The sequence below is a fragment of the Corallococcus sp. M7 genome, assembly GCF_054512695.1.
On record NZ_CM137252.1, the window covers coordinates 9,445,089 to 9,470,845 of the forward strand.

The window sequence follows — 25,757 nt, forward strand, 5'->3', positions numbered from 1 at the left end:
GCCACCGACCCTACCAGCGCCGTCGCGTTCTCCGGCATCCGCGAGTGCCGTTCCTTGCCCCCGCGGGATGATGCGTTTTGAACAGGGGATGGCCCGGGCGGCCCCCCCTGTTCGATGCCGCGGCGCGGCGGCCGGGCAACCGTGACGGCGCGGCCGGTGATCGCACTCCGCGTCTCCACGAAAGCCCGCGCGCCCGTGATGCCCGGGACTTGCGACGTGCGCCGGTGAACAACGTCGCGGGCGGACAGTGGCCCTTCACGTGGGGGTTCGCCCGCGTGGGGGTGATGCCCACCCTTACCCCTGTCGACATCGGTGCCGAGCCGCGTCCGCGGCCCGCCGAGGAGGGGGACTTCGACATGGCCTGGATGCGGGGGAAGACACTGCTCGTCGTCGCGCTCACGTCGCTGGGGGTGTTCGCGCCCGCGTGCGGCGGCGGCTCGGCGGAGGACTCCAACGCGCCTCCCACGCAGGACGGGCCGGTGCTCGTCCCGCCGACCCAGGCCCAGCTGCGCATCGTGCAGGCCGCGCCGGGCGCTCCCGCGATGGACGTGTACCTCGCGGGCGACCCCACGCCCGTGGCCCGGGCCGTGGCCTATGGCGCCACCACGGCCTACCTCACGCGCGACGCGGGCGCCGTCACCGTGGAGCTGCGGCCCACGGGCTCCGCGGCGGGCTCCGCGCCCGTCGTGTCCCAGCGGGTGGGCATGGAGGCCGGCACGCGCTGGACGGTGGTGACCGCGGGGGCCTTTGGCGCCTCGGACTCCAGCGCGGCGATGCGCGCGCTGCTGCTGCGTGACAACACCGTGCCCGCCGACGGTGGCCAGACGCGCGTGCGCGTCGTCAACGCCGGCACGGACGCGCCGACGGTGGACGTGGACCTGGGCAATGACGGCTCGGTGGAGGTGGAGTCGCTCGCGCGCTTCCAGGACTCCGGCGAAGCGGCCCAGGTGCTGCCCTCGGGCACCGCGTTCCAGGTGGGCCTCCGCGCGGGCGGCCAGGCGCTGACGTCCTTCACCGTGCCCGCGGCCGGCTCCGGCACGGACACGCTCATCGTCGCCACCGGCCTCATGTCCGCCCCCGCGCGCGCGGGCGACGGCTTCTCGCTGCTCACCGCGGGCCGCGACGGCACGCTGGCCATCCTCCGGCAGAACCCCACGGTGTACGTGCTGCACGCGTCGCCGGACGCGCCCGCGCTGGACCTCTTCGCCAGCGACCACGAGCTGGCCGGTGGCCTCTCCTACGGCGCGCTGTCCTCGCCGCTCCAGGTGCCGCCGGGCGCGTACACGCTGGACTTCTTCGCCGCCGCGGCCGGGACGGAGCGTCCCACGAGCGCCCCGGTGGTGACGGCGACGACGCCCACGCTCGTCCCGGGCGAGCGCTACCTGATGGTCGCCGCGGGCTACCTCGCGCCGCCCCGGCCGGCGGCGTCCGCCTTCACGCTGCTGCCGCTCACGGACCGCTTCGCGAGCGACCCGTCCAACCTGCGCCTGCGCTGGGTGCACGCCGCGGCGGACACGCCCGCCGTGGACGTGGGCCCGCTGGGCTCGGAGCGCCGCGTGCTGCCGGACGCGCCCTTCCTGGACGTGCCCTTCGCCTCCGCCACCGCGCAGGACGGCCTGCCGCTGCCCGCTGGTGGCACCGTCACGCTGGGCGTGGTGCCGTCCAACGACGCCAACCGCGCGCCGCGCACGAGCTTCTCCGTGACGCCCCAACCGGACACGCGCGTCTTCGCCGTCGCCACCGACACGCCCGGCTCCGCGCCCGGCAGCTGGGACCTCCAGCTCCTGTGGGTGGACACCACTCGCACGCCGTGGACCGTGAGCACGCGGGCGCAGGGTCCCTGACCTCAGAAAGCCCAGCCCAGGTTGAGCAGGATGCGCTGGGTGAGGTTCCACGACGACTGGTGGATCCGCACCCACTCCGTCCCGCCGCCACTGCCCAGTCGGACGGTGTCATAGGCGAGCGCGTCGCGCCGGGCCCCGAACCCCACGCCGCCCTGCACCGTGAAGCCGGGATCCACCACCACGGTGTATCCCAGGACCGCCATCCCCCCCACGGACCAGTTGTCCGCGTGGGAGTCCTGGGGCTCGGGGCTTTCCAGGAGGCTCCCCACCATCCCGTTGGTGCTCCGGCCCACGGCCACCTCCAGGCGCGGTGACAGCCACAGGCCCTGGGGTGCCCGGCCCGTCAGGTAGAAGCGCGCCGAGGGCGCCAGACCGAACTGATGGAACATGCGGTTGTAGCCCTCCGACCCGGTGAGCTCAGCCTCCTCGAACCGCGTCCGCTCGTGGTTGAAGGTCGCGGACACGCCCAGCCCCACGGAGAAGCGCTCCCCCAGCACGCGCTCTCCCTCCAACGACAACTGACTCAGGTTCTGGAGGGGGACGGACACCGTCACCACGTTGCGCCGCTCCACCGGGAACGACCCCGTGGTGACGCCCTCCTGCGCGAACGCCGCCGCCGACACGAACACCCACGACACACCCAGCATCCACTTCATCGAGACCATGTGATGAACCCCCGTCATGAAGCCGGACCCCCAAGGTCCGTCATGCGGAGGACACCCATCGCAATCGATGTGCCAGTCTGCTCACAGAGGGAGCGGCGCGACGGTGACGTCTGACAGCGTGACAACGTGTCCCCGGCGCGCGGGGACACGCATGTCACCGTGTCACGGCGCTGAGAGCTTCGCCTGGGCCTGCTCGCGGCGCAGCTGGAGCACGCGCACGTCCGGGTCCACCAGCAGCCGCTCGGGTTCGAACTCCGAGCGCAGCGTCACCTGCACGGACTCACCGGCGCCGGGCTCCACGCGCGTCACGGCCTCCGCGACACCCAGGGGCGCGGCGGACTCCCCGGCCTTCGTCACCGTCACCTCCACCGGCATGCGGCCCGAGCCCACGTTCGTCACCGTCGCCGTGGTCACCCACTGGCCGCCGTCCTTCGTCACGCGCGCGTCGCTGACGCGGTACTCGGGCACCACGACCTCGAAGAAGGCCTGCCGGGTGAAGCGGTCGAACGCTTCGGGGGACGGCGCGAACGGACGCATCACCGCGATGAAGTCCTGCAGCACCGGGTGGTCGGCGTTGTTCATGGATTGCTTCAGGAAGGCCTGGAGCCCCGCGTGCATCGCGTCGCGGCCCATCAGGTCCTCCAGCATCCAGAACGTCCAGCCGCCCTTCTCGTAGAGGACCACCGTGTCGCCGTCGCGCGAGCCATCCAGCTTCACCAGCGGCTGCTCCGCGTCCACGCGCCGGTCCTTGCCGTAGCGCTCCTCCATGCGCTTCGCGGTCTGCCGGCGAGCCTCCTGCCCATCGAGCTGCTCGATGAGCTTCAGCGACGAGTAATGCGACATGCCCTCGGACAGCACGTTGCCGCCGGGCCCCTTGCCGGGGATGAGCAGGTTGCCCCACCACTGGTGCGCGGCCTCGTGCGCGGTGACGAACAGCACCGCGTTCGACTCCGGCGTCGTGCGCGTGAGGAACCCGATGGACTCCGAGAACGTGATGTCCGTGGGGAAGCCCTGCGCGTAGTTGTCCAGGCCGGCGAACTCGGACAGCTTCAGCTCCGCCCACGGGAACGGGTGGAACCATTCCGAGTAGTACCGGCGCGCGGCCTCCAGCCCCCGCATCATCTCCGGCACGTTGTAGCCGTGCGCGGGGTCGTGGAACACCACCGTGCCCGCGCCGTCCACGCGGGTCCACCTCCCCGCGATGACGTTGAAGAAGCTCACCGGGTGGTCGCTGCGCCACACGGTGGTGCGCCGGCCGTCCTTCACCGTGTCGCTCTCACGCACGCCCACGGAGTTGAGCGTGTAGGCCTCCGGGCCGCTCACGCGGATCCGGAACGGGAACGGCATGTTGCTGCCCCAGGCGGACTCCGTGGGCCCTTCGTAGAAGTCATCCGGGTACACGCGCGGCTCGTACTTGTTCTCCTTCGGGTCGATGCCGCGCTCCTCCTCGTAGCCCACCACCGGCGCGAACGTGGGCGTCTCGCTGGTGAGCACCGCGCCGGACGGGAGGATGAACTCCTTGAACGCGCCGCCCGCGCGGGAAACGCCCGCCGGCACGTGGCCCGCGTACTGGAAGCCCACCGTCACCTTCGCGCCCGGGGGCAGCGGCGTGGACGGCGTGAAGACATACAACCCGGCGCGGTCCTCCGGCGTCACGTCCTTCCCGTCCAGCGTCCAGCGCACGTCCGTCCAGCCGTCGCCGCCGCTCAAGGCGAAGCGCGGCAGCGCCACGGCGTGCCGGTTCATCAGCGTGTACGTGCCCTTCATGCGGAAGGCGCTCGCCTCCGGCTCCAGGTCCACGTCCAGGTCCACGTCCGCCAGCATGGGCTGGGGCGCGTCCTTCCACGTCGCCAGGTTCTTCTGCCAGTACTCCTTGGCGCGCTTCTTCGCCGCCGCGCCCTGGTGGCCCTGCGACACGAGGATGCCCAGCCACGCCAGCGCCACCACCGGCACCGCCAGATACGGCGCCAGCCGCCACAGCCCGCGCCCGAGGCCCGAGGGCTTCAGTCCCTCCAGCGTCGTCACCGAATCCCGCACGCGCCGGCCGTCCAGGCGCACCGCCAGCGCGGTGAAGAAGACGGCCCCCCCCAGCGCGGCCACGCGGTTGAGCACCAGCGCGGCGCGGTCCACCTGGAAGGCGCCCAGGTCGGTCCACCGGACCGCGTCCCACAGGGGCCAGTTCGTCACCCAGGTGAGGTCGCCTCGCACGGCGACGTAGCCGGTGAGGCCCAGCGCTGCCAGGGCCAGCGCGTAGGTGCCGAAGCGGCCGCCCGTCACCGCGCGCGCGGCCAGGATGAAGCCCGTCCACAAGAGGAAGGTGGGGAACAGCAACAGGCCCCACACGAGGACATACGGCGTCAGCGACAGCGGCACCGTGCCCTGGGACACCTGCACCAGCGAGCCCGCGAGCGCCATGGCCGTCAGCAGCGCCACCGCCACCAGGCTGTTCGCCAGCGCCTTGCCCAGCAGCACCGACAGCGTGCGCACCGGTGTCGCGTCGTGGATGGGCGCGAAGTGGGAGGCCTGCTCGCGCTCCAGCGACTCCACCACGTAGAACATCAACAACAGACACACGAGCACCGACGCCTGTCCCATGGTGCGCACCGCGAAGCGGCCGGGCACCAGCAGCAGGCTCGTGTCGAACGGGCCCACCGCCGTGGCGCCCTGGGACACCATCTGCAACATCAGGAGCGGCAGGAACAGGTAGAGCCCCGGCTGCGACAAGAGGCCCCGTCCTTCCGCGCGCGTCACCGTCCACAGCCCCGTCCAGAAGCCCGGCGGACGCACTCTCATGCGCAGCGCGGACAGCGGGGCCTCCGCGTGCGACAGCGCCACCTGCGCGGGAGGCGCGTCGATGACCACGCCCTTGCGAGGGGTCTTCGTGCGCACCTCGCCCCGGAGCGCTCGGCGGAAGTGGCGTTCGCTCCAGGCCACCGCGCCCAGGCCCAGGGCCATGAGCACGAAGCGGCTGGTGACGAAGAGGGCGTCCAGGCCCACGGGCTGCGTGTTGTAGAAGTCCACGCCCCGGTCCACCTTGATCCACGTCTCCGTGAGCCACCGGAAGCCGCCGGGGTCCAGCGCCATCAGGAACCGGTTCACGCGCGGGTCCAGCCAGCCGGGGGACCAATCCCAGAGGAAGAACGCGCAGAGGAAGAACAGCCCCACCGGCAGGAAGTACACCGGCACCGCGCGGCGCGTGCGCTCGCCCGTGGCGAAGGCCGCGCCCGCCATGAAGACGATGAGCGGCAGGCCAAACCACACCGCGCCGCCCACGTAGTGCCCCCACGCGAAGGGCCCTCGGAACTCCGCGTCCGCGCCCGCAGGCACGACGTGGTGGAAGAAGATGAGCAGCCCCATCATCCACCCGAGCGCCAGCACATACGCGCCCAGCACGCCCGCGAACTTGCCCCACACGTACTCCGAGGGCGTCAGCGGCGTGGTGTGCAGGATGGGCTGCACGCGGGCCTCGTCGTCGGAGATGACGGACATGCCCGCGCCCACGGACACGAAGAAGGTGAACAGCATGAAGGTGAGCAGCAGCACCGTCTGTGCGACTGCGAAGGCGCTGGTGATCCACGCCTTCTTGCCGCCCACCTCCGTGCTGCCCGCGTCGATGGTGACGTTGCCGGAGGACACGCCCCACACCACGAACACCAGCAGCACCATCAGCACCCAGAACAGCGGGCGCCGTGTCTGGTGACGCCACTCGGTGCGCGCCACACGCCAGAGCCGCGCCGCGTTCACGCGCCCACCGCCGGAGCGGACGCTGGAGCCGGGGTCGCCGTGGGCGCCGGAGACCTGGGCTCGGGCGCGTCCTTCATCAGGAGGAGGTACGCGTCCTCCAGCGTGGGCGGCGTGCGCTCGAAGCCCGGGGGCACGGGCGTGCCCGGGGCGGCGTGGATGCGCACGCGGTTCCGGCCCTCGAAGAGCACGGCCTGGGTGACGCGGTGGGCCTGCTGGAAGGCGGCCATGTCGGCCGGGGGGACGGTGCCTTCGAAGAGGGAGTCGTGGAGGGCGGCCTTCGCCTCGGTGGGGCTGGTGATGGCCATCACGCGGCCATGGCGGATGACGGCGAACCGAGGACAGAGCATGGCCACGTCCTCCACGATGTGCGTGGACAGGAGCACCGTGCGCTCGTGGGCCACCTCCGCGAGCAGCCGGTAGAAGCGCTGGCGCTCCTCGGGGTCCAGGCCCGCGGTGGGCTCATCCACGATGAGGAGCTTCGGGTCACCGGCCAGCGCCTGCGCGATACCCAGCCGCTGCCGCATGCCGCCGGAGTACTCCTTCACCTTGCGCTTCGCCGCGAAGGTGAGGTTCACGCGCTCCAGCAACTGGGCGCACAGGGCCTTCAGCCCTTGTGGCGCGGTGACGCCCTTGAGCTCCAGCAGGTAGCGCAGCATGTCCTGGCCGGAGAGGTACGGATAGAAGCCGAACTCCTGCGGCAGGTAGCCCAGGTGCGGGCGCAGCGCTTCCGGGTGGCGCACGAGGTCCAGGCCATCGAGCGTCACCTCGCCGGAGGTCGGCTCCAGCAGGCCGGAGAGGATCTTCATCAGCGTGGACTTGCCCGCGCCATTGGGCCCGAGCAGCCCGAACATCCCCTTGGGGACATCCAGGTCCACGCCACGAAGGGCCGTCACCGGGCCCGGATACACCTTCACCAGGTTGCGCAGGCTGAGCATGTGGCCCGTTCTACGCCGAAGCCCGGGGCTCCATTTCCAGCTTCGTGCACGAAAGGGCACACCGTGCGTCCAGGAGCGCACTCGCGCGGTGTGTTAGACAGCCAGGGCATGAACCTTCGACCTGTCTGTCTTTCCCTCGTGGTGGGCGCCTTCGCCATCCTGGGCTGCTCGGGTTCGACCTACCTCCACGGCAAGGCCCTGAAGCAGAACGAGTACCGGGGCTACGGCGAATACCTGCCCGAGCGCGACCGCGAGGTGCTCGCCCAGGCAGCGGCCGTGAAGGACGTGGCATCGGTCATCTTCCTGCAGGAGACGTTGCCGGAGGGCATCGAGATGACCTCCCACCTGCTCCAGGTGAAGGACGGGTATTCGCACCAGTTGTTGGGCAAGCTGGCCTTCAGCCGGGGGCAGGTGGACTCCAAGCAGGAGCTCATCGCGCACGTGAGGAAGGTGGCGCTGGCGGCGGGGGGCGACGCGGCCGTCGGCATCTTCCTGCTCACGCCGGCCAGCGACTACACCCAGGCACAGGCAGTGGAGGCGGTCATCCTCAAGCTGGACCCGCGCGTGCGCGCGAAGCTGCGTCCGGACGAGGCAACGGTGAAAGGCGCGTCGGCGTCCCCCGGCACCGAGCATCTCTAAGCAGGTCATCTGAAGCGCATGAACACGGGACAGGTCGTCCCAGGGAGTGCGCGATGGACCGCCAGAGGCGAGCCACCCACCGTCGCAGGCGGCCATGAAGTGCACCGCCCGCCACGTCTGTTTGTCCATGGGCGAGAGTGGGTGATGGCTCGGTGAGCCCGGCGGCGTCTGGAGACAACGACCCTCCGCTGTCGGGCTCCACGGGAGGGGCCGCCACAGGGAAGCAGGGGGCAACCCCAAGTTCCTGAGAACTCCCAGAGGCTGACAAGACATCGCCAAGGTCGCACGCCTCACCCATGGGCTGTGTCTCCAGCGCCTTCTCCTGTCCGATGACCTGCACGGGCTCGCCGAGATGGCTCTCCTGGACGCCAGGCCGCGCCTCCAGCGCATCGTCCCGCGCGATGACTGACACGGGAGTGCTGAGAGAATCCTCCTGGGAGCATGGAGCCGCGGGAGACACAGGCTCGTCGGGAACGGTAGCGAAGGCCTTCAGCACCAGCTCATCGCAAGCCTTCATCAACGCCGGCAGCTCATGCTGAATCGCCTGCACGTTGCGCTCCGACAGCGCCCCCATCGCGCAGGTGGCCCACTCACGCAGCGCCTCACCACCCAGGAGCGGCAACAGTTGGGCGGCACCTCCCAGGAATGCCCGCTGCAGGGACTGGACGAGGAGCACGTGCCCGGGACGGTCCGCCACCCGCGCCGCCAGCCGCAGCAACTCGAACTCCAACTGGGCGCAGGCGGCTCCCGGCTCCCAGCGCCCTGCGTTCCACAGCTGGAAGCACATGCTCCCCAGCCGGTCCAGGTCGAGGTCCGAAGCCTTCGCGCAGCAGTCGACCAGCAGTTCCACCAGTACCTGCCGCTTGAGGCTGAAGTAGCCCTCCAGCAGCCGCCGGGCAGTCGGGGAGCGCACGTCATGCAGCGCCAGGCCCAGGTTCTCCAGCGTCAGCGACTCATCCAGCGCCACCGCGCGAGTCCTGCGCCCGGGGTGTTGCACCACCAGTCCCCGCGCTGCCAGCCGTCGCAGTGCCTCGCGGATGGTGCCCCGGCTCACCCCATAGCGCTGCGCCAGCTTCGCTTCAGGGCCGAATTGCCCGCTCGGGTGCAGCCGCCCCAGCGCGATGTCGCGCTCGATTTGCGCCTCCACATAAGCCACGAGTCCACCCCGTCCCATCTCCATCCCCATCCCCCTCCTCGACCCAGCATCGCCATCCAACCACAGGGGTCTGACATGGACGTGCGAGCCCTCCAGTCTCATTGCCAGCCGGGAGGTCGCCCTCCGGACCCGGGCGGCGAAAACCTGTCCGACTGTCGGACAAGTCCGCGGGCTCCATGCGGCGAAAACCTGTCCGACTGTCGGACAGGTTTTTGGACTGCGCGCCCGGCGGCGGGCGCTGTCCGCGAACCCGCCTTGCCGTACGCGCACGCACGGCATCGCGGCCCATCGCTGAGGTCCTAGCGGTGCGCGACCTTGGTTCCATGTGGCGCGAACCTGTCTGACTGTCGGACAGGTTTCTGGAATGCGCGCCCGGTGGGCGGCCCTGGCCGTGGATCCGTCTTGCCTTCCACTCACGCACGGCATCGCGGCCTACTGCTGAGCTTCGAAAGGCGCACGACCTCGGTTCCATGTGGCGCGGACCTATCCGACTGTCGGACAAGTTTCTGGATTGCGCGCCCGGCAGGGCGCTGTCTGAGGATCCGTCTTGCCTCCCACTCGCGCACGGCATCGCCGCCCACCGCTGAGATCCGACCCTGGCTCCGCGTAGTGCGAACCTGTCCGACTGTCGGACAGGTTTCTGGGTTGCTCGCCCGGAAGGGACCTCTGCCTGTGTTCCCTCATTGCCGTCCGTGCATGCACGGCGTTGCGGTTCACTGCTGTGGTCCGCCAGGCGCGACCTCGAATCCATTTGGTGCGAGCCCATCCGACTGTCGGACAGGTTTCTGGACTGCCCGCCCGGCGGGTGGCTCTGCCCGTGTTCCCTCATTGCCGTCCGCGCATGCGCGGCGTCACGGTTCATTGCGGTGGTTCGACAGGCGTGCAACCTCGGATCCATGTGGTGCGGGCCTGTCCGACTGTCAGACAGGTTTCTGGACTGCTCGCCCGGTGGGAGCGTTGTCCGTGGTCCCGCATTGCCGTCCGCTCATGCACGACGTCGCGGTTCACGGCTGTGGTCCTCAAGGCGCGTGATCTCGGCTCCATGTGGCGCGGACTTGTCCGACTGTTGGACAGGTTTCTGGACTGCGCGCTTGGTGGGGGTGCTGTCCGTGGCCCCTTGTTTCCGTCTGCTCACGACCTACCGTCTCGGCTCACTGCTTGTGCGCGTCCTCGCGGCAGGCCCACCTCATTGTTTGGCAGGTCCGCGCGGCTGGTGGCCTCTTGCGGAAAAACTTGTCCGACTGTCGGACAGGTTTTTGGACTGCTCGCCCGGTGGGCGGGCATGTCTGGTGGCTTCGCGTCTCCGGCTGCTCAACACCTTCCTCGCGCTCCTTCGCGGAGCTCTTACGGTCCGCGTCCTCGTGCAGGACTTCCGGTTTTGGATGGGGTTGAGCAGGTCCATTGCTCCGGGCCTGATTGAGGGGCGCGCTCGGGCCTGCGAGACTTGTGGGCCTCATGGTTTCTTCCCGGCAGCACCTGGATGCACTCACCGGGCTGCGGTTCCTCGCGACCGCGCACGTTCTCGCCTACCACGTGTATCACCTGGTCTTCACCGGCACGGAGGCGCCACCGGGGCTGCATGGACTGCTCGACAGCGGGTATGTGAGCATCGGCTTCTTCTTCGTCCTGTCGGGCTTCATCCTTGGCTACAACTACCTGGAGCGGCCTCCGGACACGTACGAAACGCGCAAGGCGTTCTGGGTGGCCCGCTTCGCGCGCATCTATCCCGTCTATGCGTTGGGCCTGGCGCTCGACGCGCCCGCGTACCTCAAGGGGCTGCGCGACACGTGGGCGGTGGATCCCTGGAGGGGGATGGAGCACGCGGAGGCGCTGGTGGTCACGCCGCTGCTGCTCCAGAGCTGGACGCCGTGGACCGCGATGGCGTGGAACGGCTCGGGCTGGTCGCTGGCGGTGGTTGCGTTCTTCTACGCTGCCTTCCCCTTCCTGGCCGGAAGGCTGGGCCTGCTGGGACCGAGGGCGCTCGTGGTGGGCGCGGCGGTGGCGTATGGCGCCTCGATGGTGTTCCCGGTCCTCTACATGGTCGTGGATCCGGACCACACCGGGGGCACCGCGTCCGCGTACAACTCCGGCCCGTGGATGCTGGCGCTGCGCTTCAACCCGCTGGCGCGGCTGCCGGAGTTCATCCTGGGCATCCTCGCGGCGCGCTTCTTCCTGCTGCGGGACGGCGCGGAGCAACGCTCGCGTCCGGTGGCGCTGGCGGGGGTGTGCGTGGGCGTCATCGCGGCGCTCGCGGTGAGCACGGCGCTGCCCTTCCCGCTGCTGCACAACGGGCTGCTGGCGCCGGTGTTCGCGGTGCTGTTCATCCTGCTGTCGCGGAGCCAGGGCGCCGTGGCGCGGGTGCTGGCCTCACGGCCGCTGCGCCTGCTGGGTGAGGCGAGCCATGCGCTCTTCCTCCTGCACATGCCGGTGCTGTTCGCCTGGAAGTCCGTGCTCAAGCGGCTGGGTGAGCCGCCCACGTCCGCCTGGGCGGTGGTGGCGTTCATCGTGGGCTCGGTGGGCTTGAGCGTGCTCACGCATGAGCGCGCGGAGAAGCCCGCCCGGGCATGGATCCGCGACCGGTGGGCGAGGCGTGGCGCGGAGCAGCCCGCGGCGGGCCTCCAGCCCCGGGCGTGAAAGGCCTACGCGCTCTTCGCGTGGGACCTGCGGCGTGTGCCGCGCTTCACGGGCCCCAGATGCGCGAGCACCCGGCCGATCTCCACCAACTCCACGGGCTTGACCAGATGCAGGTCGAAGCCCGCCTCCTCGCTGCGGGTCCGGTCCCCCGGCGTCCCATAGCCCGTGAGCGCGATGAGGTGCGCGTCCGACGCCACGCGCCCGCGCAGCTCCTGCGCCACCTGATAGCCGTCCAGGCCCGGCAGGCCGATGTCCAGGATGATGACGTCGTAGGTGCCAGGGGTCGCCATGGCGAGCGCCTCCGGGCCGTCCGAGGCGACCGCGACGGTGTGGCCCCACAACTGGAGCATCTCGCTCAGGCCCTCGCGCGCGTCGGGGTTGTCGTCGACCAGGAGGATGCGCCACTCGCCCCGGCGGGACTCGATGCGCTCCACGATGGCCTCGGGCCTTACGTCGTCCGTGAGCAGCGGCAGCGTGATGGTGAAGGTGCTGCCCTGGCCCGGCCCCGCGCTGAAGACCTCCACCTGGCCGCCGTGTTCGGTCACGAGGTGGCGCACCAGCGTCAGGCCAATGCCCAGTCCGCCCCGGCTGCGCGCGAGGCCCGCGTCCAGCTGCGCGAAGAGCTCGAAGATGTGCTCTTGGTCCTCCGGCCGCAGGCCGATGCCGGTGTCCTGCACGGAGACGCGCACACGGGAGTCCTCGGACACGTGGGCGCCCACGGTGATGATGCCTCCCTCGGGTGAGTACTTGGAGGCGTTGTCGAGCAGGTTGGTGAAGACCTGCTCCAGGCGCGTCCGGTCGCCGTCCACCCAGCAGGGCCCGGTGGGGAGGACCTCCCTCAGGATGAGTCCGCGCTCCTCCATCACCGGCCGCGCGGCGGCGAGCGAGTGCTGCAACACGGTGTTGAGGTCCAGCCGGCCGCGGCGCAGGGCGTACTTGCCGCGCGTGATGCGGCTGACGTCGAGCAGGTCGTCCACCAGGTGGCGCAGGTGGCTCACCTGCCGCTCGATGATGTCGCGGCGGCGCGCGTCGGCTTCGGACAGGCCGTTCGAGTCCTTCTGCCCGAGCATCTGCACCGCGACGGAGATGGCGGCCAGCGGATTGCGCAGCTCGTGGGCGAGCATGGCGAGGAATTCGTCCTTCTTGCGGTCGGCCTCCTCCAGGCGGGCGGCGTTCGCCAGGGCCTCGCGCTCCACGCGCCGCAGGCGCAGGACGCTGTTGACGGTGGCGATGAGCTCCTCGGGGTCGAACGGCTGGGTGAGGTAGACGTCCGCGCCAGCGCGCAGGTCCGCGACCTTCTTCTCCGCGGTGATGAAGGTGGCGGAGGTGTGGATGATGGCGATCTCGCGGGTGCGCGGGTCTTCCTTCAGGAGCCGGCACACGTCGTAGCCGCTCATGTCGGGGAGCTTCACGTCGAGCACGATGACGTCGGGGCGCGAATCGAAGGCGACCCGTAGGGCTTCCCCTCCGGTGACCGCCTCCAGCACGTGGTAGCCCGCCTGACGCAGCGAGAAGGTCCCCAGATAGAGGCTCGCGGGCGTGTCGTTGACGTGGAGGACGGTGGCGTTGACGGTAGCGAGCACGGGCGAAGTTCCCAGGGAGGAGCCAGCCCGGTTCTACCGCGCGCCGGGAACGCAAGCGATCCGGGATCACTCCGCGCCCCTCCCGCTCGCGCACCACACGTCCCGGGAGGACTGGGAGTGTTGGGACCGCGACAGCTCGCGGGAACCGCGGCACTCCCTGCCCTCCTGTTGATTCACCGCATCAAGGTTCCGTCCACACCGCCAGCTCGTTGCCCGTGGGGTCGGTGAAGTGGAAGCGCTTGCCGCCGGGGAAGGAGAACGTGTCCTTCACGATGCGCCCTCCGGCCTCGCGCACCTTCGCCAGCGTCGCGTCCAGGTCCTTCGAGTACAGCACCAGCAACGCGCCGCCCTTCGACACCTCCCGCTCCTTGTCGAAGCCTCCGTTCAGGCGCCCGTCCATGAAGCTCGTGTAGTCCGGGCCGTAGTCCTCGAACCTCCAGCCGAACACGGCGCCGTAGAAGCGCTTCGCCTCCGCGATGTCCTTCGTGGGCAGCTCGATGTAGTCGATGCGGTGGTGCTGCTCGGACTGCTGGGGTGCGGTGGACATGGTGTGCCTCCTCGAAGTGGGAACACCCCCACCTTACGCACCCGCCCCTTGCGGCGATTGGACGAATCCGACCTCCGCCTGCTCGCGCACGTACGCCCCCGGCGTCAGCCCCATCAGCGCCCGGAATTCCCGCACCTGGTGCGCCTGGTCGTAGTACCCCGCCGCCAGCGCCCACTCCGCGCCCTCCAGCTCCCGCGACAGCGCCACCGCGTGCTGCATCCTCGCGATGCGGCACAACACCTTGGGCGACAGCCCCACCGCCGCATGGAAGCGCCGCTCCACCTGCCGCGCCCCCACCCCCATCACCTCCTCCAGCGAACGCACGGGCACCTGGCCCCTCGCCCCCAGGATGAAGTCCACCGCGTGCCGCACCCCCACGTCCCCCTCCTTGCCGGGCAGCCGGCCCAGCAGCAGCCGCTCCAGCAGGGCGAAGCGCGCCGCCGTCCCCTCCACCGCGCCCAGCCGCTCCCCCCACTCACGCGCCTCGCGCGGCCAGAGGTCCCCCAGCGCCACCTTCGCGTCCGTCAACTCCAGCAGGGGCAGCCGCAGGAACGGCTGCGCGCCCCCGGGCCGGAAGCGCACCGCGACGAAGGACGCATGCGCGGACAGCGGCACCACCTCCGCCGTCCGCATCGCGCCCACGACGTGCAGCCCCGCCCCGTCCGTCAGGTCCACCAGGATGTCCAGGCACCCATCCGGCAGCACCCGGTGCACTCCCACTGGCGCCGCGCCCGACAGCTCCAGCGCCCAGTAGCACTGGACGTACGGCGCCAGCGCCGCGCAGGGGCTCGCCTCCACGTAGCGCATCAGGCCGCGTCCGCGACGGCCGCGCGGGGCAGCCACACCGAGAAGCACGTGCCCTTGCCCGGACCCTCGCTGCGCGCCTGGATGCGGCCCCCGTGGCGCTCCACGATCTCGCGGCAGATGGCCAGGCCCAGGCCCAGCCCTCCGGCGTAGTGCTCGGCCGCGTTGTGCGCGCGGAAGAAGGGGGTGAAGAGCTGCGGCAGGCTCTCCGCCGGGATGCCGATGCCCCGGTCCTCCACGTCCATCCGCACCTGCCCGTCCTCCTCGCGGATCCGCACGGACACCGGTGACCTCGGCGGGGAATAGCGCAGGGCGTTCTCCACCAGGTTCGTCAGCAGTTGATCCAACCGCTGCTCGTCCCACCGGCCCATGAGCGGCCCCTCCGGGACGTCCAGGGACAACAATCCCTCGCGCTCCGGCCGCGTGGACTGGACGCGCTCCATCACCTCGCGCGCCAGCACCGTCAGGTCCATGGGCGCCACCGTCAGCGCGAATCTTCCGGACTGCAACCGCGACACGTCCAGCATGTCGCCAATCAGCCGCGTCAGCCGGTCCACCTGCCGCGTCAGCCGCTCGAAGGTGGCGCGCTGCCGCTCCGGCGTCAGCCCCACGCCGGACTCCAACTGGCGGATGAGCAGCTCCAGCGTCGCCTTCAGGGGCGTCAGCGGCGTGCGCAGCTCGTGGCTCGCCATGGAGAGGAACTGATCCCGGATGGCGATGGCCTCGCGCAGCTCCTTCTGCGTCCGGTCGATGCGCGCCGCCATGTCGTTGAAGCCGTCCGCCAGCTGCGCGACCTCGTCGTCGCCGCGGGCCTGCACCCGCTGCTCGCGGGCGGGCGTGCCCAGCGCGGCGAAGCCGTCCCGCAGCGTCTCCAGCCGCACCGCCACGTCCCGCCCCACCCACTGTGACAGGAGCAGCGAGATGGCCCCCGCCAGCGCCGCGATGGCCACCACCCAGCCCCCCATGCGCGTCACCGGGGCGAAGGCCTCCCGCAGCCGCGCCGTCACCACCACCGTCCACTCCGTGTCCGGCACCTGCGCGTGCGCCACCAGCAGGCGGCGCCCGGACTCATCGAACGTCTCCCGCACGCCCTCCGGCGCCGCCAGCGCGTCCGGGGACAGCAGGGTCAGCACTGGCGCGCGCGTGAGCACGCCGCCGCGGTCCGTATCGCGCAGCAGGATGCCGTCGCGCCGGTCGAACAGCTCCACGTGGTAGCTGCGCGAGGCCAGCGTCGACTGGAGGCCCAGCCGCTCCAGGGACAGCCCGCCCACCAGCACCGCGCGCTGGCCGTCGCCCAGGTCCACCCGCGTGGAGAAGACGATGAAGGGCAGCCCCGCGCGGGTGAGGAAGGGCCGCGACACCCAGACCACGTCGCCGCCGCTCAGCGCCTGCTGGAAGTACTCGCGGCTCGCGTAGTTGCCGGTGAGGCGGTTGAGCCGCCTGGACGGCACCAGGGTCTCCCCGTTGGCGTCCAGCAGCCACGTCGCGTCGAACAGGCCAGTGTCGGTCTCCAGCAGTTCCACCCGCTCGGACATCTCCTTGCGGTCCCCGGCGCGCACCGCCTCGATGAAGCCCGGGTCCCGGCTCTGCGAGCGCAGGAGCGCGCGCGCCATGGCCGCCGACTGCTCCAGCCACGCGGTCTCCGCCAGCACCGCCTGCTGCGCCTTGTCGCGCAGCTCCGCGGCGATGGCCCGCTGGGCCACGTACGACGTCACGGCCCCCACGCCCAGGATGGGCAGCACCGACGCCAGGGCCATGCCGCGGAACAGCCGCCAGCGCACTCCGGACGGGGCCGGGAGCTGGCGCATCCGCCACAACAACAGACAGGCCAGCGACAGCACCGCGTACACGCCCATCCCGGCCCAGGAGCGCCGGGCCCCCAGCGCGAGCGTCATGTTCAGGAACAGGACGCTCAAGCTGCCCGCGGCGATGCGGCAGGCCTTTTCGTGGCCGCGCCACAGCCCCACCGCCAGCAGGGCCCCCGTCGCCAGGAAGGCGCCGCCCATCAGCCGGATGAACGGCCCGAACACCAGCAGCGACATGCGGATGAAGCCGCTGGGGATGAGGACCATCAACCCACCGAAGCTCAACGCCACGCAGGCGATGAACACCGACAGCAGTCCCCGCCCCTGGAAGCGGTGGGTCCGCTCCAGCAGCAGCAGGCCCGCGATCAACGGGTACAGGATGAGGCCCGTGATGCCCCGGGGCAGCACGGTGGCGGCCCACCAGTAGAACGCCACCGCCCCCAGGAAGAGCGCCCGGCCCAGCCACCCCACGAACGAAGGCCAGGTGGGGTACAGCATCGCGGCGAGCATCGTCGCCGACCCCACCAGGAACAGACTGCCGAGCGGGCGGACGTACGGGTAGATGACCTGGAAGATGGCGGCCCCGAACTCATAGGGGACGAAGACCATCGTGGTGCCCACGACGAGCCCGAACGCCGCCGCGAACCATTCCACCCGTGCGCGTTCCAGGATGCTCACGCGGCCAGAGTACACAACCCGGACGGGAGCGCACGGTCCGGTTGCCGCCGCCACACGCTCCCTGTCGTGTATCAGGCCGCTTCCGCGACGGCCGAGCGGGGCAGCCACACCGTGAAGCACGTGCCCCTGCCCGGCCCGTCACTCCTCGCGCCGATGCGGCCCCCGTGGCGCTCCACGATTTCGCGGCAGATGGCCAGGCCCAGGCCCAGCCCCCCGGCGTAGTGCTCGGCCGCGTTGCGCGCCCGGAAGAAGGGGGTGAAGAGCTGCGGCAGGCTCTCCGCCGGGATGCCGATGCCCCGGTCCTCCACCTCCACCCGCACCCCGTCCGGCTCCTCGCGCACCCGCACGACCACCGGTGTTTCCGGCGGCGAATAGCGCAGGGCGTTCTCCACCAGGTTCGTGACGAGCTGCTCCAGGCGCTGCTCGTCCCACCGGCCCATGAGCGGCCCCTCCGGGACGTCCAGGGACACCCACCCCTGGCGCTCCGGCCGCGTGGACTGGACGCGCTCCACCACCTCGCGCGCCAGCGCCACCACGTCCATGGGCGCCACCGTCAGCGTGAAGCGCCCGGACTGCAACCGCGACACGTCCAGCATGTCGCCAATCAGCCGCGTCAGCCGGTCCACCTGCCGGTTCAGCCGGGCGATGGTGTCCCGCTGCCGCTCCGGGTTCATCCCCGGCCCCGACCCGAGCTGACGGATGAGCAGGTCCAGCGTCGCCTTCAGGGGCGTCAATGGCGTGCGCAGTTCGTGGCTCGCCATGGACAGGAATTGATCCCGGATGGCGATGGCCTCGCGCAGCTCCTTCTGCGTGCGGTCGATGCGCGCCGCCATGTCGTTGAAGCCCCGGGTGAGCTGGGCAATCTCATCATCGCCCCGGGCCGGCACGCGCTGCTCCACCGACGGCGTGCCCAGCACGGCGAAGCCGTCCCGGAGGCTCTCCAGCCGCTGGGCCACGTCCCGCCCCACCCAATGCGACAGCACGAGCGAGATGGCCCCCGCCATCAGCGCGATGGCCACCACCCACGCGCCCATGCGCGTCACCGGCGCGAAGGCCTCCCGCAGCCGAGCCTTCACCACCACCGCCCACGGCGTGCCCTCCACCCGCGCATGCACCACCACCATCCGGCGCCCCGTGTCGTCGAACGCCTCCAGGAGCCCCCCTCGCGTCAGCGCGTCCCACCCGACCAGGTCCAGCACCGGCGCCCGGGCGAGCACGTTGCCCCGCTCCGTCTCGCGCAGGAGGCTGCCGTCGCGGCGGTCGAAGATCTCCACCTGGTAGCCGGGCGAGGCGAGCGCCGGCTGCAATCCCAGCCGCTTCAGCGACAGCGCCCCCACCAGGAAGGCGCGCCGGCCGGCGCCCAGGTCCATGGGCACCGTGAACACGACGAAGGGCAGGTTCGCGCGGGACAAGAAGGGCCGCGACAGCAGCACCCGGGCGCCGCCCTTCATCGCGTCCTGGAAGTAGGCCCGGTACGCGAAGTTGCCGCTCACCCAGCTGAGCCGCGAGGAGGGCATCAGCGTGTCGCCGGCTTCATCCAGCAGCCAGACCGCGTCGAACAGCCCGGACGGGCCCTCCAGCATCGCCAACCGCTCCCGCATGCCCTCGCGGTTCCCCGCGCGCACCATGTCGACGAAGACCGGCCCCTGGCTGTAGACGCGCAACATCGAGCTCGCCATGACGGCCGTCTGCTCCAGCCACGCGGTCTCCGCGGCCACCGCCTGCCGCGCCTTGCCGTGCAGCTCCGCCTCCAGGGCCTTCTGCGCCAGGTACGACGCCACCGCGCCCACGCCCAGGATGGGCAGCACCGACGCCAGCGCCATGCCTCGGAACAGCCGCCAGCGCACCCCCACCAGCACCGGCCACCGGCGCATGCCCGCCATCAGCGCGCACACCCCCGTCAGCACGGCGTACACGCTCATCCCCGACCACGAGCGCCGCGACACCACCGCGACCGTCATGTGCAGGAACAAGAGGGCCAGGCCGCCCAGGGCCACACGGCACAGCCCCGGCTGGCGGCGCCACATCCCCACGGCGAGCAGCCCCCCCATCAACAGGAAGAGGCCTCCCGACCACCGGACGTAGGCCCCCAGTGACGCCATGGCGAAGCGCACGAAGTCCTGGGGCGCCCAGAGCATCAGCGGCCCGAAGCACAGCGCCACACAGGCCAGGAACACCCAGAGCAGGCCCTGTCCCCGGCGCAGGGTGCGCGGCTCCATGACGAGCAGGACCATGAGGAACAGGTAGACGATGGTGCCCGTGAGGCTGACGGGCAGGACGCAGACCGCCCACCAGTAGACCGCGATCGCGGCCAGCATCAGCGCGCGCCCCACCCAGCCCACGAAGGCGGGCCAGGCCGGATACATCAGCGTGATGAGCATCATCCCCGCGCCGACGAGGAACAGGCTCCCCAGCAGCCGGATGTGCGGATAGATGTATTGGAAGAGGACTGAGCCGAACTCATAGGGCACGAACACCATCGACGTGCCCACCATGAGGCCCACCGCCACCGCGAACCACTCAACACGCGCCCGCCACAGAAGTTCCACGGCGCGCACCCTGACACAACCCGCCCCCATGTGTTGGCGCGGGTGTCTGGTGAAGACGCCGTTCGTCCAGTGCTTAGCGCCGCCGCCAGGCGTCGAGCAGGTGGCCCACCACCGCATCCACCCCGACATCGCGTGTCACTTGTGTGAAGACAAACGGTCCCTCGCCGCGCATCTTCCGGGCGTCCCGCTCCATCACGCCCAGGTCCGCCCCCACGTGCGGTGCGAGGTCCGTCTTGTTTATGATCAAAAGGTCGGACTGCGTAATACCGGGTCCGCCCTTGCGAGGCACCTTGTCGCCGCCCGCCACGTCGATGACGTAGACCGTGTAGTCCGCGAGCTCGCGGCTGTACTGCGCGGCCAGGTTGTCACCGCCGCTCTCCACGATGAGCAGCTCCGGGTGGAGTTCCTCCATCAACTGCTCCAGCGCGAGCAGGTTGTGGCTGATGTCCTCGCGGATGGCGGCGTGGGGGCAGCCGCCCGTCTCCACCGCCTTGATGCGCTCCGGGGACAGGGCCTGGTTGCGCACCAGGAACTCCGCGTCCTCCCGGGTGAAGATGTCGTTGGTCACCACGCCCAGGCGGTACTCGTCTCGCAGCTTCTTGCACAGGGCCAGCACCAGCGCCGTCTTGCCGCTGCCCACCGGCCCGCCAATCCCAATCGTGAAGGCCCGCTGCGAGTAGTCACGCCGGTGCGGCTTGTCGCGCGCGTCGAAGTGGCCCGGGTGGTCCCAGTCCTCGTGCGTGTGCTCGTGCCCGTCCTGCCCATGGCCGCGGTGGTCTTCGTCGTGCATGTCGCGCTCCCTTTTCGTCTCTGGTTTCAGGACAGGAACAGCCTCGAATACAGCCGGTCGTGCGTGGCGCCCACCAGGTCCCACAGCGGCGCGGGCTGGGCCAGGTCGTCCACGCCCAATGTCTTGCATTGCTCCAGGACGGCCTCCAGCAGCGGCGTGGCCGCGTGCTGCACCTGGTGGGACTCATGCGTGCCGATGACACCCATGCGCACGCCCGCGGACAGCGCGCCCCGCAGGGTGAGCGACAGGAAGAGGCGCAGGGCGTCCTCGTGCTCCACGTCCAGCGCGCGCAGCACCGCGCCGAACGCGGGCGCGTGGTGGAACTTCACGCCGGCCGCGCGGGCCGCCTCGCGCACGGGCCCCACGGCCTCCGGGAAGATGCGCGCGCAGGTGTCCAGGAAGGCCCGGCCCTGCGTGCGGCTGGCCCGGTTCGCGACGTGGTTGGTGAGGAACGCGTCCGCCCTCGCGTCCAGCGCCGGCAGTGAAGCGGGCTCGCGCCACGCCGCGCCCACCAGCGGCAGGCCGCCCAGCCCCGCCTGCCACACCAGCGCCTCCACGAAGCGCCGCACGTCACCGGGGCCGCGCACCTCGCCCGCCTGCACCGCGGCCTCCAGCCCCCCCGAGTGCGCGAAGCCCCCCGTGGGAAACCCCGAGTCCGCCAGCTGCAACACCCTCCAGCCGGAAGCCATGGCGCGCGGTCCTCAGAACAGCGAGTAGCGCTGCGCCAGCGGCAGCCAGGTGGCGGGCTCGCAGCGCAAGAGCTCCCCGTCCGCGCGGACCTCGTAGGTCTCCGGGTCCACCGTGATGACGGGCAGCGCGTCGTTGAGGCGCATGTCCTTCTTGCCCAGCGCGCGGCAGCCCACCACCGCGGACAGCCGCTTGGTGAGCCCCAGGCCCTGCACGGTGCACTCCCGCAGCGCGCGCCCGGACACGAAGGCGAGGCTCGTGGAGCCTCGCGCCCTTCCGCGCGCGCCGAACATGGGGCGCATGAGGTACGGCTGCGGCGTGGGGATGGACGCGTTCGCGTCCCCCATCTGGCCCCACGCGATGAAGCCACCCTTGAGCACCAGCTCCGGCTTCGCGCCGAAGAAGGCGGGCCGCCACAGCACCAGGTCCGCGAGCTTGCCTGGCTCCACGGAGCCGACCTCATGGGACAGCCCGTGGGCGATGGCCGGGTTGATGGTGTACTTCGCCACGTAGCGGCGGATGCGCAGGTTGTCGTTGTCCCCCTGCTCGCCGGGGAGCCGCCCGCGCTGCTCGCGCATCTTGTGCGCCGTCTGCCACGTGCGGGTGATGACCTCGCCCACGCGGCCCATGGCCTGGCTGTCGGAGGCCATCATGCTGATGGCGCCCAGGTCGTGGAGGATGTCCTCCGCGGCGATGGTCTCTCCGCGGATGCGGCTCTCCGCGAAGGCCACGTCCTCGGGAATCTCGCGGTCCAGGTGGTGACACACCATGAGCATGTCCAGGTGCTCATCCAGCGTGTTCACCGTGTACGGCCGCGTGGGGTTGGTGGAGCTGGGCAGCACGTTGGGCGCGCCGCACACGCGGATGATGTCCGGCGCGTGCCCGCCGCCCGCGCCCTCCGAGTGGTACGTGTGGATGGTGCGGCCCTTGAACGCCGCCAGCGAGTCATCCACGTAGCCGGACTCGTTCAGCGTGTCCGTGTGGATGGTGACCTGCACGTCCTCCGCGTCCGCCAGCGTGAGGCACGTGTCGATGGCCGCGGGCGTGGTGCCCCAGTCCTCGTGCAGCTTGAGTCCAATGGCGCCCGCGCGGACCTGATCCAACAAGCCCTCCGGCAGGGACGTGTTGCCCTTGCCGGTGAGGCCGATGTTCAGGGGAATCGTGTCCGTGGCCTCCAGCATGCGCGCCAGGTTCCACGCGCCCGGCGTGCAGGTGGTGGCGTTGGTGCCGGTGGCCGGGCCGGTGCCGCCGCCCACCCAGGTGGTGATGCCGCTGGCGATGGCTTCGTCCGCCTGCTGCGGGCTGATGAAGTGGATGTGCGTGTCCAGGCCGCCCGCGGTGAGGATGAGCCCTTCCCCCGCGATGACCTCCGTGGTGACGCCCACCACCATGCCCGGCGTGACGCCCGCCATGACGTCCGGGTTGCCCGCCTTGCCGATGGCGGAGATGCGCCCCGCCTTGATGCCCACGTCCGCCTTGAAGATGCCCGTCCAGTCCACCACCAGCGCGTTGGTGATGACGCAGTCGAGCGCGTCCGCGTCGCCCACACCCGCGCGCTGGCCCATGCCTTCACGCAGCACCTTGCCGCCGCCGAACTTGCACTCGTCGCCGTAGACGGTGGCGTCGCGCTCCACCTGGAGCCACAGGCCCGTGTCCCCCAGCCGCACCCGGTCTCCCGTGGTGGGGCCGAACATGTCCGCGTAGTGACGCCTGTCCAGCTTGCGGCTCATGAGCGCTCCTCCTCGGGGATTTCTTCCTCGTGACCGAAGCCCTGTACACGCACCGCGGCCAGCAGGCGCTCACGGCCTTCATCGGACACCTTGCCGCTGCCCAGCGCGTTGCCGCCGCGCACCACCTGCTCGCCCGCGATGGGGACCAGCGACACCGTCTTCACCTCGCCTGGCTCGAAGCGCACCGCCGTGCCCGCGGGGATGTCCAGCCGGTGGCCGTAGGCGCGGCCCCGGTCGAACACCAGCGCGCGGTTCGTCTCCGCGAACGCGTAGTGACTGCCCACCTGGATGGGCCGGTCGCCCCGGTGCGTGACGCGCAGGGTGATGGCCTTTCGGCCCGCGTTGAGCTCCAGCGCGCCCTCCGCCGCGCGCACCTGTCCGGGCGCACCTTCCGGCGACGCGGCGGGCACGGTGAAGCGCTCCAGCGGCGGCACCGGCAGGAAGCTGCCATAGAGCGCCAGGGACAGGTCTCCGTGCTCCGCCACCACCGGGTGGTGCACGGTGACGAGCTTGGTGCCATCCGGGAAGGTGCCCTCCACCTGCACCTCCGCGAGCATCTCCGGCACGCCGTCCATCACCTGCGCGCGCCCCAGGAACCGGCGCCCCAGGTCCATCAGCTCCGCCACGCTCCTGCCGTCACGGATGTACTCCAGCAACTGCGTGGCGATGAGCGCCACCGCCTCCGGGTAGTTGAGGCGCAGGCCTCGCGCCAATCGCTTCTGGGCGACGACGCCCGCCTGGTGCAGGAGCAGCTTGTCCACGTCACGGGGGGACAGATGCATGGGTCCGACTCCCTCGGTTCTTCCGGGTGCGGGATGCGCCGACCCGCCAGACCCTAGCGCGACGCGTCAGCGTGGGCCAGGATGGGGGCCCCCTCGCGCCGTTCTCCCCCTCTGGAGTCCCCCATGAAGAGCTTCAAGGCCGGCTTCCCCAAGACGCCCAAGGCGCCTCCCGCTCCGCCGAAGACGACCAACACGGTGGCCCAGCCGACCTTCTCGAAGCCGGGCACGACGGCCGCGAAGCCCGCGACGCCCACGGCCTCGCCCACCGCCTCGCCGACTGTCTCCCGGCCGACGACTCCCACCGGGACGACGCCCCAGGGTGACGCGTTCAAGCCGACCGGCAGCCCCCAGGCCTCCTCGTCGTCGCGCCCGAACATCGACGCGCACTCGCTCCAGGGTCCGCAGCTCCCGTCGCCCAACCTCTCCGAGAGCGACATCGCGGACCTGGCCCTGGGCCGCACGCCGGGCAAGGGCAAGGCCATGACGCCGCGCCCTGAGATCCAGAAGATCGTCGAGGAGATGAAGCTGGAGAACCCGGGCGCGGAGGTGCTGCGCTACACGGACCAGGGCGGCCACCCGATGTTGAAGCAGCCGAACATGCCCGCGGGCACGGACGCGGGCGTGTGCAGCGCGATGACCTCCGAGTGGATCCGCACCGGCAAGGAGGCCGGCGGTGACCCGATGAAGGGCTCGCAGGCGTTCGGCAAGCTGACGGACAACCACTTCGGCAAGCTCATCGACAAGCAGCACGCCGAGCACCTGCAGAGCGACGCGCTCACGAAGCTGAACGGCGCGCACATGGACGACATCTCCAAGCTCCAGGGCCGCGTGGAGCAGCTCCAGGGCAAGAGCGCGCAGCGCAAGGAGATCAACGAGAAGCTCACCAACCCGGACCTCACCCTGGAGCAGCGCCAGGGGCTGAAGGCGCAGCGCAGCCAGCTGACCCAGGAGATCAAGGACGGGATGGCCCAGCTCAACCAGGACAAGGACGCCATCGCCCAGAAGCAGGAGTCCATCTCCCATCTGGTGGATGACTTCCGCACGGGCCGCGGCGGCGGTCACCCGGGCGTGAAGGTGCAGGACTTCGAGCCCATCACCTCCGACACCTTCGCGCAGAAGCTGTACGACGGCACGAAGGAGAACGGCCACTACCGCATCGGCCTGCGCAAGTCGGGCGAGTCCGCGGAGGGCCACGTGCTGGGCCTGCACAAGACGGACGGCCCGAACCGCCTGCTGGACGCGAACACCGCCGAGTGGAAGACGAACAACCACAAGGACGCGGTCAACCTGACGGCGGATCACATCAGCGAGCTGTATTCGAACTACAGCACGTTCGACATCACTCGCTACTAGTCACACCCGCCGGGCCCACGGGTCATCCCCCAGCAGGCCCGGCAGGAAGGACAGCCAGTCGCGCGTGGTGCCGAGCAGCGTCTCCAACGACACGGCCGCCACGCGCAAGAGCAGTCCGTCCTCGCCCAGGGGGCTGGCGGAGACCAGCTCCCGGGCGCGCGGCTTCACCGGCAGGCCCGCCACGCGAGCGGACAGGGCCTCCCGGGCTTCCTTCAACGCGGGCCCCACCAGCAGCACGGACGCCAGCGCGTCGAAGCGGCCCAGCCGCTCCGGCAGCGCGCCGTGCGCGGGGTCCAGCACCCAGCGCTCATCCACCAGCGCGCGCCCCTCCCGCGCGACGCGCAGGCGGGACGCATAGCGCAGGAAGGCCCAGCGCTCGCCCCGGGCGCTGCGGCCCGCCGTCACCACGTCCACCAGCACCAGCGACGCGCCCTGCGACAGCGTCACGTCCAAGGTCTGTGAATAGCGGGCGTCGGTGAAGCAGACGGTGGGGTCCGGCACCCACGCCAGCAGCGCATCCCGGCCCACGCGCGCGACCAGGTCGCTGCGGCAACCGTTGGGCGAGCGGTAGACGCGGTTCGCGCCCTGCGTCGCGAGCAGCGCCGACGCGCCGTCCGCCACGTCCACCTCCAGCCGCAGGTTGTCCCCGTCCACCAGCCCGCCACCGAAGGAGCTGGTATAGGCCCACGCCGCGTGGCCGTGGTTGCGCGGCGTGAGCAGCCGCAAGGGGCTGTGCGCCAGCGCGGTGCGCACCACGGTGCGAGGCCCCGAGCGCTCGAACGCGAGCCGCGCGACGCCCGCGCGCTCCGGGCCGGGAAGAGCGAAGGTCACC

At 70.9% G+C, this 25,757-nt stretch carries 18 protein-coding genes; 4 read left to right on the forward strand and 14 right to left on the reverse strand.

Annotated features, from left to right (window positions below; translation table 11 throughout):
* Positions 1-209 precede the first annotated feature (209 nt).
* A complete protein-coding gene (locus ACX114_RS38050) occupies positions 210-1,844 on the forward strand; it encodes a DUF4397 domain-containing protein (RefSeq protein ID WP_459292660.1) in 1,635 nt (544 codons plus the stop codon).
* Between the two features lie 2 nt (positions 1,845-1,846).
* On the opposite strand, the gene ACX114_RS38055 is transcribed toward ACX114_RS38050, so the two are convergent.
* The 3 genes from ACX114_RS38055 to ACX114_RS38065 all read right to left on the reverse strand — a co-directional run bounded on the left by ACX114_RS38055 (position 1,847) and on the right by ACX114_RS38065 (position 7,188).
* The gene (locus tag ACX114_RS38055; protein ID WP_459292662.1) at positions 1,847-2,509 is read right to left on the reverse strand and encodes a hypothetical protein; all 663 of its coding nucleotides are present in this window, start codon (positions 2,507-2,509) and stop codon (positions 1,847-1,849) included.
* A 162-nt stretch (positions 2,510-2,671) separates the two neighbouring features.
* A complete protein-coding gene (locus tag ACX114_RS38060) occupies positions 2,672-6,253 on the reverse strand; it encodes a M1 family aminopeptidase (protein ID WP_459292664.1) in 3,582 nt (1,193 codons plus the stop codon).
* Positions 6,250-7,188, reverse strand: a complete 939-nt coding sequence (locus tag ACX114_RS38065; protein WP_459292666.1) for an ABC transporter ATP-binding protein — start codon at positions 7,186-7,188, stop codon at positions 6,250-6,252. Before ACX114_RS38065 ends, ACX114_RS38060 begins: the two co-directional genes overlap by 4 nt.
* Positions 7,189-7,296: 108 nt before the next feature.
* Between ACX114_RS38065 and ACX114_RS38070 the strand changes: the two genes are divergently transcribed.
* Complete coding sequence (locus ACX114_RS38070) at positions 7,297-7,827, forward strand: hypothetical protein (protein WP_459292668.1); 531 nt, start codon at positions 7,297-7,299, stop codon at positions 7,825-7,827.
* Here the strand turns inward: ACX114_RS38070 and ACX114_RS38075 are convergent.
* Positions 7,736-9,007, reverse strand: a complete 1,272-nt coding sequence (locus ACX114_RS38075) for a FadR/GntR family transcriptional regulator (protein WP_459292670.1) — start codon at positions 9,005-9,007, stop codon at positions 7,736-7,738. The two genes, ACX114_RS38070 and ACX114_RS38075, sit on opposite strands and share 92 nt — an antisense overlap.
* A gap of 1,431 nt (positions 9,008-10,438) precedes the next feature.
* On the opposite strand from ACX114_RS38075, the gene ACX114_RS38080 reads away from it, so the two are divergent.
* Positions 10,439-11,617 (forward strand): acyltransferase family protein, encoded by a 1,179-nt coding sequence (locus tag ACX114_RS38080; protein WP_459292672.1) that lies wholly within the window; start codon positions 10,439-10,441, stop codon positions 11,615-11,617.
* A 5-nt stretch (positions 11,618-11,622) separates the two neighbouring features.
* Here ACX114_RS38080 and ACX114_RS38085 read toward each other — a convergent pair whose 3' ends face one another.
* The 9 genes from ACX114_RS38085 to ureA all read right to left on the reverse strand — a co-directional run bounded on the left by ACX114_RS38085 (position 11,623) and on the right by ureA (position 23,572).
* Positions 11,623-13,200: a response regulator gene (locus tag ACX114_RS38085; protein WP_459292674.1), complete on the reverse strand. Its 1,578-nt coding sequence runs from the start codon at positions 13,198-13,200 to the stop codon at positions 11,623-11,625.
* Between the two features lie 181 nt (positions 13,201-13,381).
* Positions 13,382-13,747, reverse strand: a complete 366-nt coding sequence (locus tag ACX114_RS38090; RefSeq protein WP_459292676.1) for a VOC family protein — start codon at positions 13,745-13,747, stop codon at positions 13,382-13,384.
* A gap of 33 nt (positions 13,748-13,780) precedes the next feature.
* Complete coding sequence (locus ACX114_RS38095) at positions 13,781-14,554, reverse strand: AraC family transcriptional regulator (RefSeq protein WP_459292678.1); 774 nt, start codon at positions 14,552-14,554, stop codon at positions 13,781-13,783.
* Complete coding sequence (locus ACX114_RS38100) at positions 14,554-17,034, reverse strand: ATP-binding protein (protein WP_459292680.1); 2,481 nt, start codon at positions 17,032-17,034, stop codon at positions 14,554-14,556. Before ACX114_RS38100 ends, ACX114_RS38095 begins: the two co-directional genes overlap by 1 nt.
* Before the next feature lie 71 nt (positions 17,035-17,105).
* Positions 17,106-19,583 carry a sensor histidine kinase gene (locus ACX114_RS38105; RefSeq protein ID WP_459292682.1) on the reverse strand — a complete coding sequence of 826 codons (2,478 nt, stop codon included), beginning with the start codon at positions 19,581-19,583 and terminating at the stop codon, positions 17,106-17,108.
* A 73-nt stretch (positions 19,584-19,656) separates the two neighbouring features.
* On the reverse strand, positions 19,657-20,373 hold the full coding sequence (gene ureG, locus ACX114_RS38110; RefSeq protein WP_459292684.1) for an urease accessory protein UreG: 717 nt from the start codon (positions 20,371-20,373) through the stop codon (positions 19,657-19,659).
* A 26-nt stretch (positions 20,374-20,399) separates the two neighbouring features.
* On the reverse strand, positions 20,400-21,062 hold the full coding sequence (locus ACX114_RS38115; protein ID WP_459292686.1) for an urease accessory protein UreF: 663 nt from the start codon (positions 21,060-21,062) through the stop codon (positions 20,400-20,402).
* Positions 21,063-21,074: 12 nt separating this feature from the next.
* Entirely contained in the window at positions 21,075-22,790 is a 1,716-nt protein-coding gene (gene ureC / locus ACX114_RS38120) for an urease subunit alpha (protein ID WP_459292688.1), read from the reverse strand.
* Complete coding sequence (ureA, locus tag ACX114_RS38125; protein WP_459292690.1) at positions 22,787-23,572, reverse strand: urease subunit gamma; 786 nt, start codon at positions 23,570-23,572, stop codon at positions 22,787-22,789. Before ureA ends, ureC begins: the two co-directional genes overlap by 4 nt.
* Before the next feature lie 123 nt (positions 23,573-23,695).
* On the opposite strand from ureA, the gene ACX114_RS38130 reads away from it, so the two are divergent.
* The gene (locus tag ACX114_RS38130) at positions 23,696-24,925 is read left to right on the forward strand and encodes a cell division protein ZapB (protein WP_459292692.1); all 1,230 of its coding nucleotides are present in this window, start codon (positions 23,696-23,698) and stop codon (positions 24,923-24,925) included.
* Here the strand turns inward: ACX114_RS38130 and ACX114_RS38135 are convergent, their stop codons facing one another.
* Entirely contained in the window at positions 24,926-25,756 is an 831-nt protein-coding gene (locus tag ACX114_RS38135; RefSeq protein ID WP_459292693.1) for an urease accessory protein UreD, read from the reverse strand. It abuts the gene before it with no gap.
* Position 25,757 lies beyond the last annotated feature (1 nt).

Bases quoted from the DNA above. Each gene is read 5' to 3' on its own strand.
- ACX114_RS38115 (WP_459292686.1), bottom strand. From the start codon at position 21,062: ATGGCTTCCGGCTGGAGGGTGTTGCAGCTGGCGGACTCGGGGTTTCCC.
- ACX114_RS38095 (WP_459292678.1), bottom strand. From the start codon at position 14,554: ATGCGCTACGTGGAGGCGAGCCCCTGCGCGGCGCTGGCGCCGTACGTC.
- ureC (WP_459292688.1), bottom strand. From the start codon at position 22,790: ATGAGCCGCAAGCTGGACAGGCGTCACTACGCGGACATGTTCGGCCCC.
- ACX114_RS38075 (WP_459292670.1), bottom strand. From the start codon at position 9,007: ATGGAGATGGGACGGGGTGGACTCGTGGCTTATGTGGAGGCGCAAATC.
- ureA (WP_459292690.1), bottom strand. From the start codon at position 23,572: ATGCATCTGTCCCCCCGTGACGTGGACAAGCTGCTCCTGCACCAGGCG.
- ureG (WP_459292684.1), bottom strand. From the start codon at position 20,373: ATGCACGACGAAGACCACCGCGGCCATGGGCAGGACGGGCACGAGCAC.
- ACX114_RS38090 (WP_459292676.1), bottom strand. From the start codon at position 13,747: ATGTCCACCGCACCCCAGCAGTCCGAGCAGCACCACCGCATCGACTAC.
- ACX114_RS38055 (WP_459292662.1), bottom strand. From the start codon at position 2,509: ATGGTCTCGATGAAGTGGATGCTGGGTGTGTCGTGGGTGTTCGTGTCG.
- ACX114_RS38065 (WP_459292666.1), bottom strand. From the start codon at position 7,188: ATGCTCAGCCTGCGCAACCTGGTGAAGGTGTATCCGGGCCCGGTGACG.
- ACX114_RS38070 (WP_459292668.1), top strand. From the start codon at position 7,297: ATGAACCTTCGACCTGTCTGTCTTTCCCTCGTGGTGGGCGCCTTCGCC.
- ACX114_RS38080 (WP_459292672.1), top strand. From the start codon at position 10,439: ATGGTTTCTTCCCGGCAGCACCTGGATGCACTCACCGGGCTGCGGTTC.
- ACX114_RS38130 (WP_459292692.1), top strand. From the start codon at position 23,696: ATGAAGAGCTTCAAGGCCGGCTTCCCCAAGACGCCCAAGGCGCCTCCC.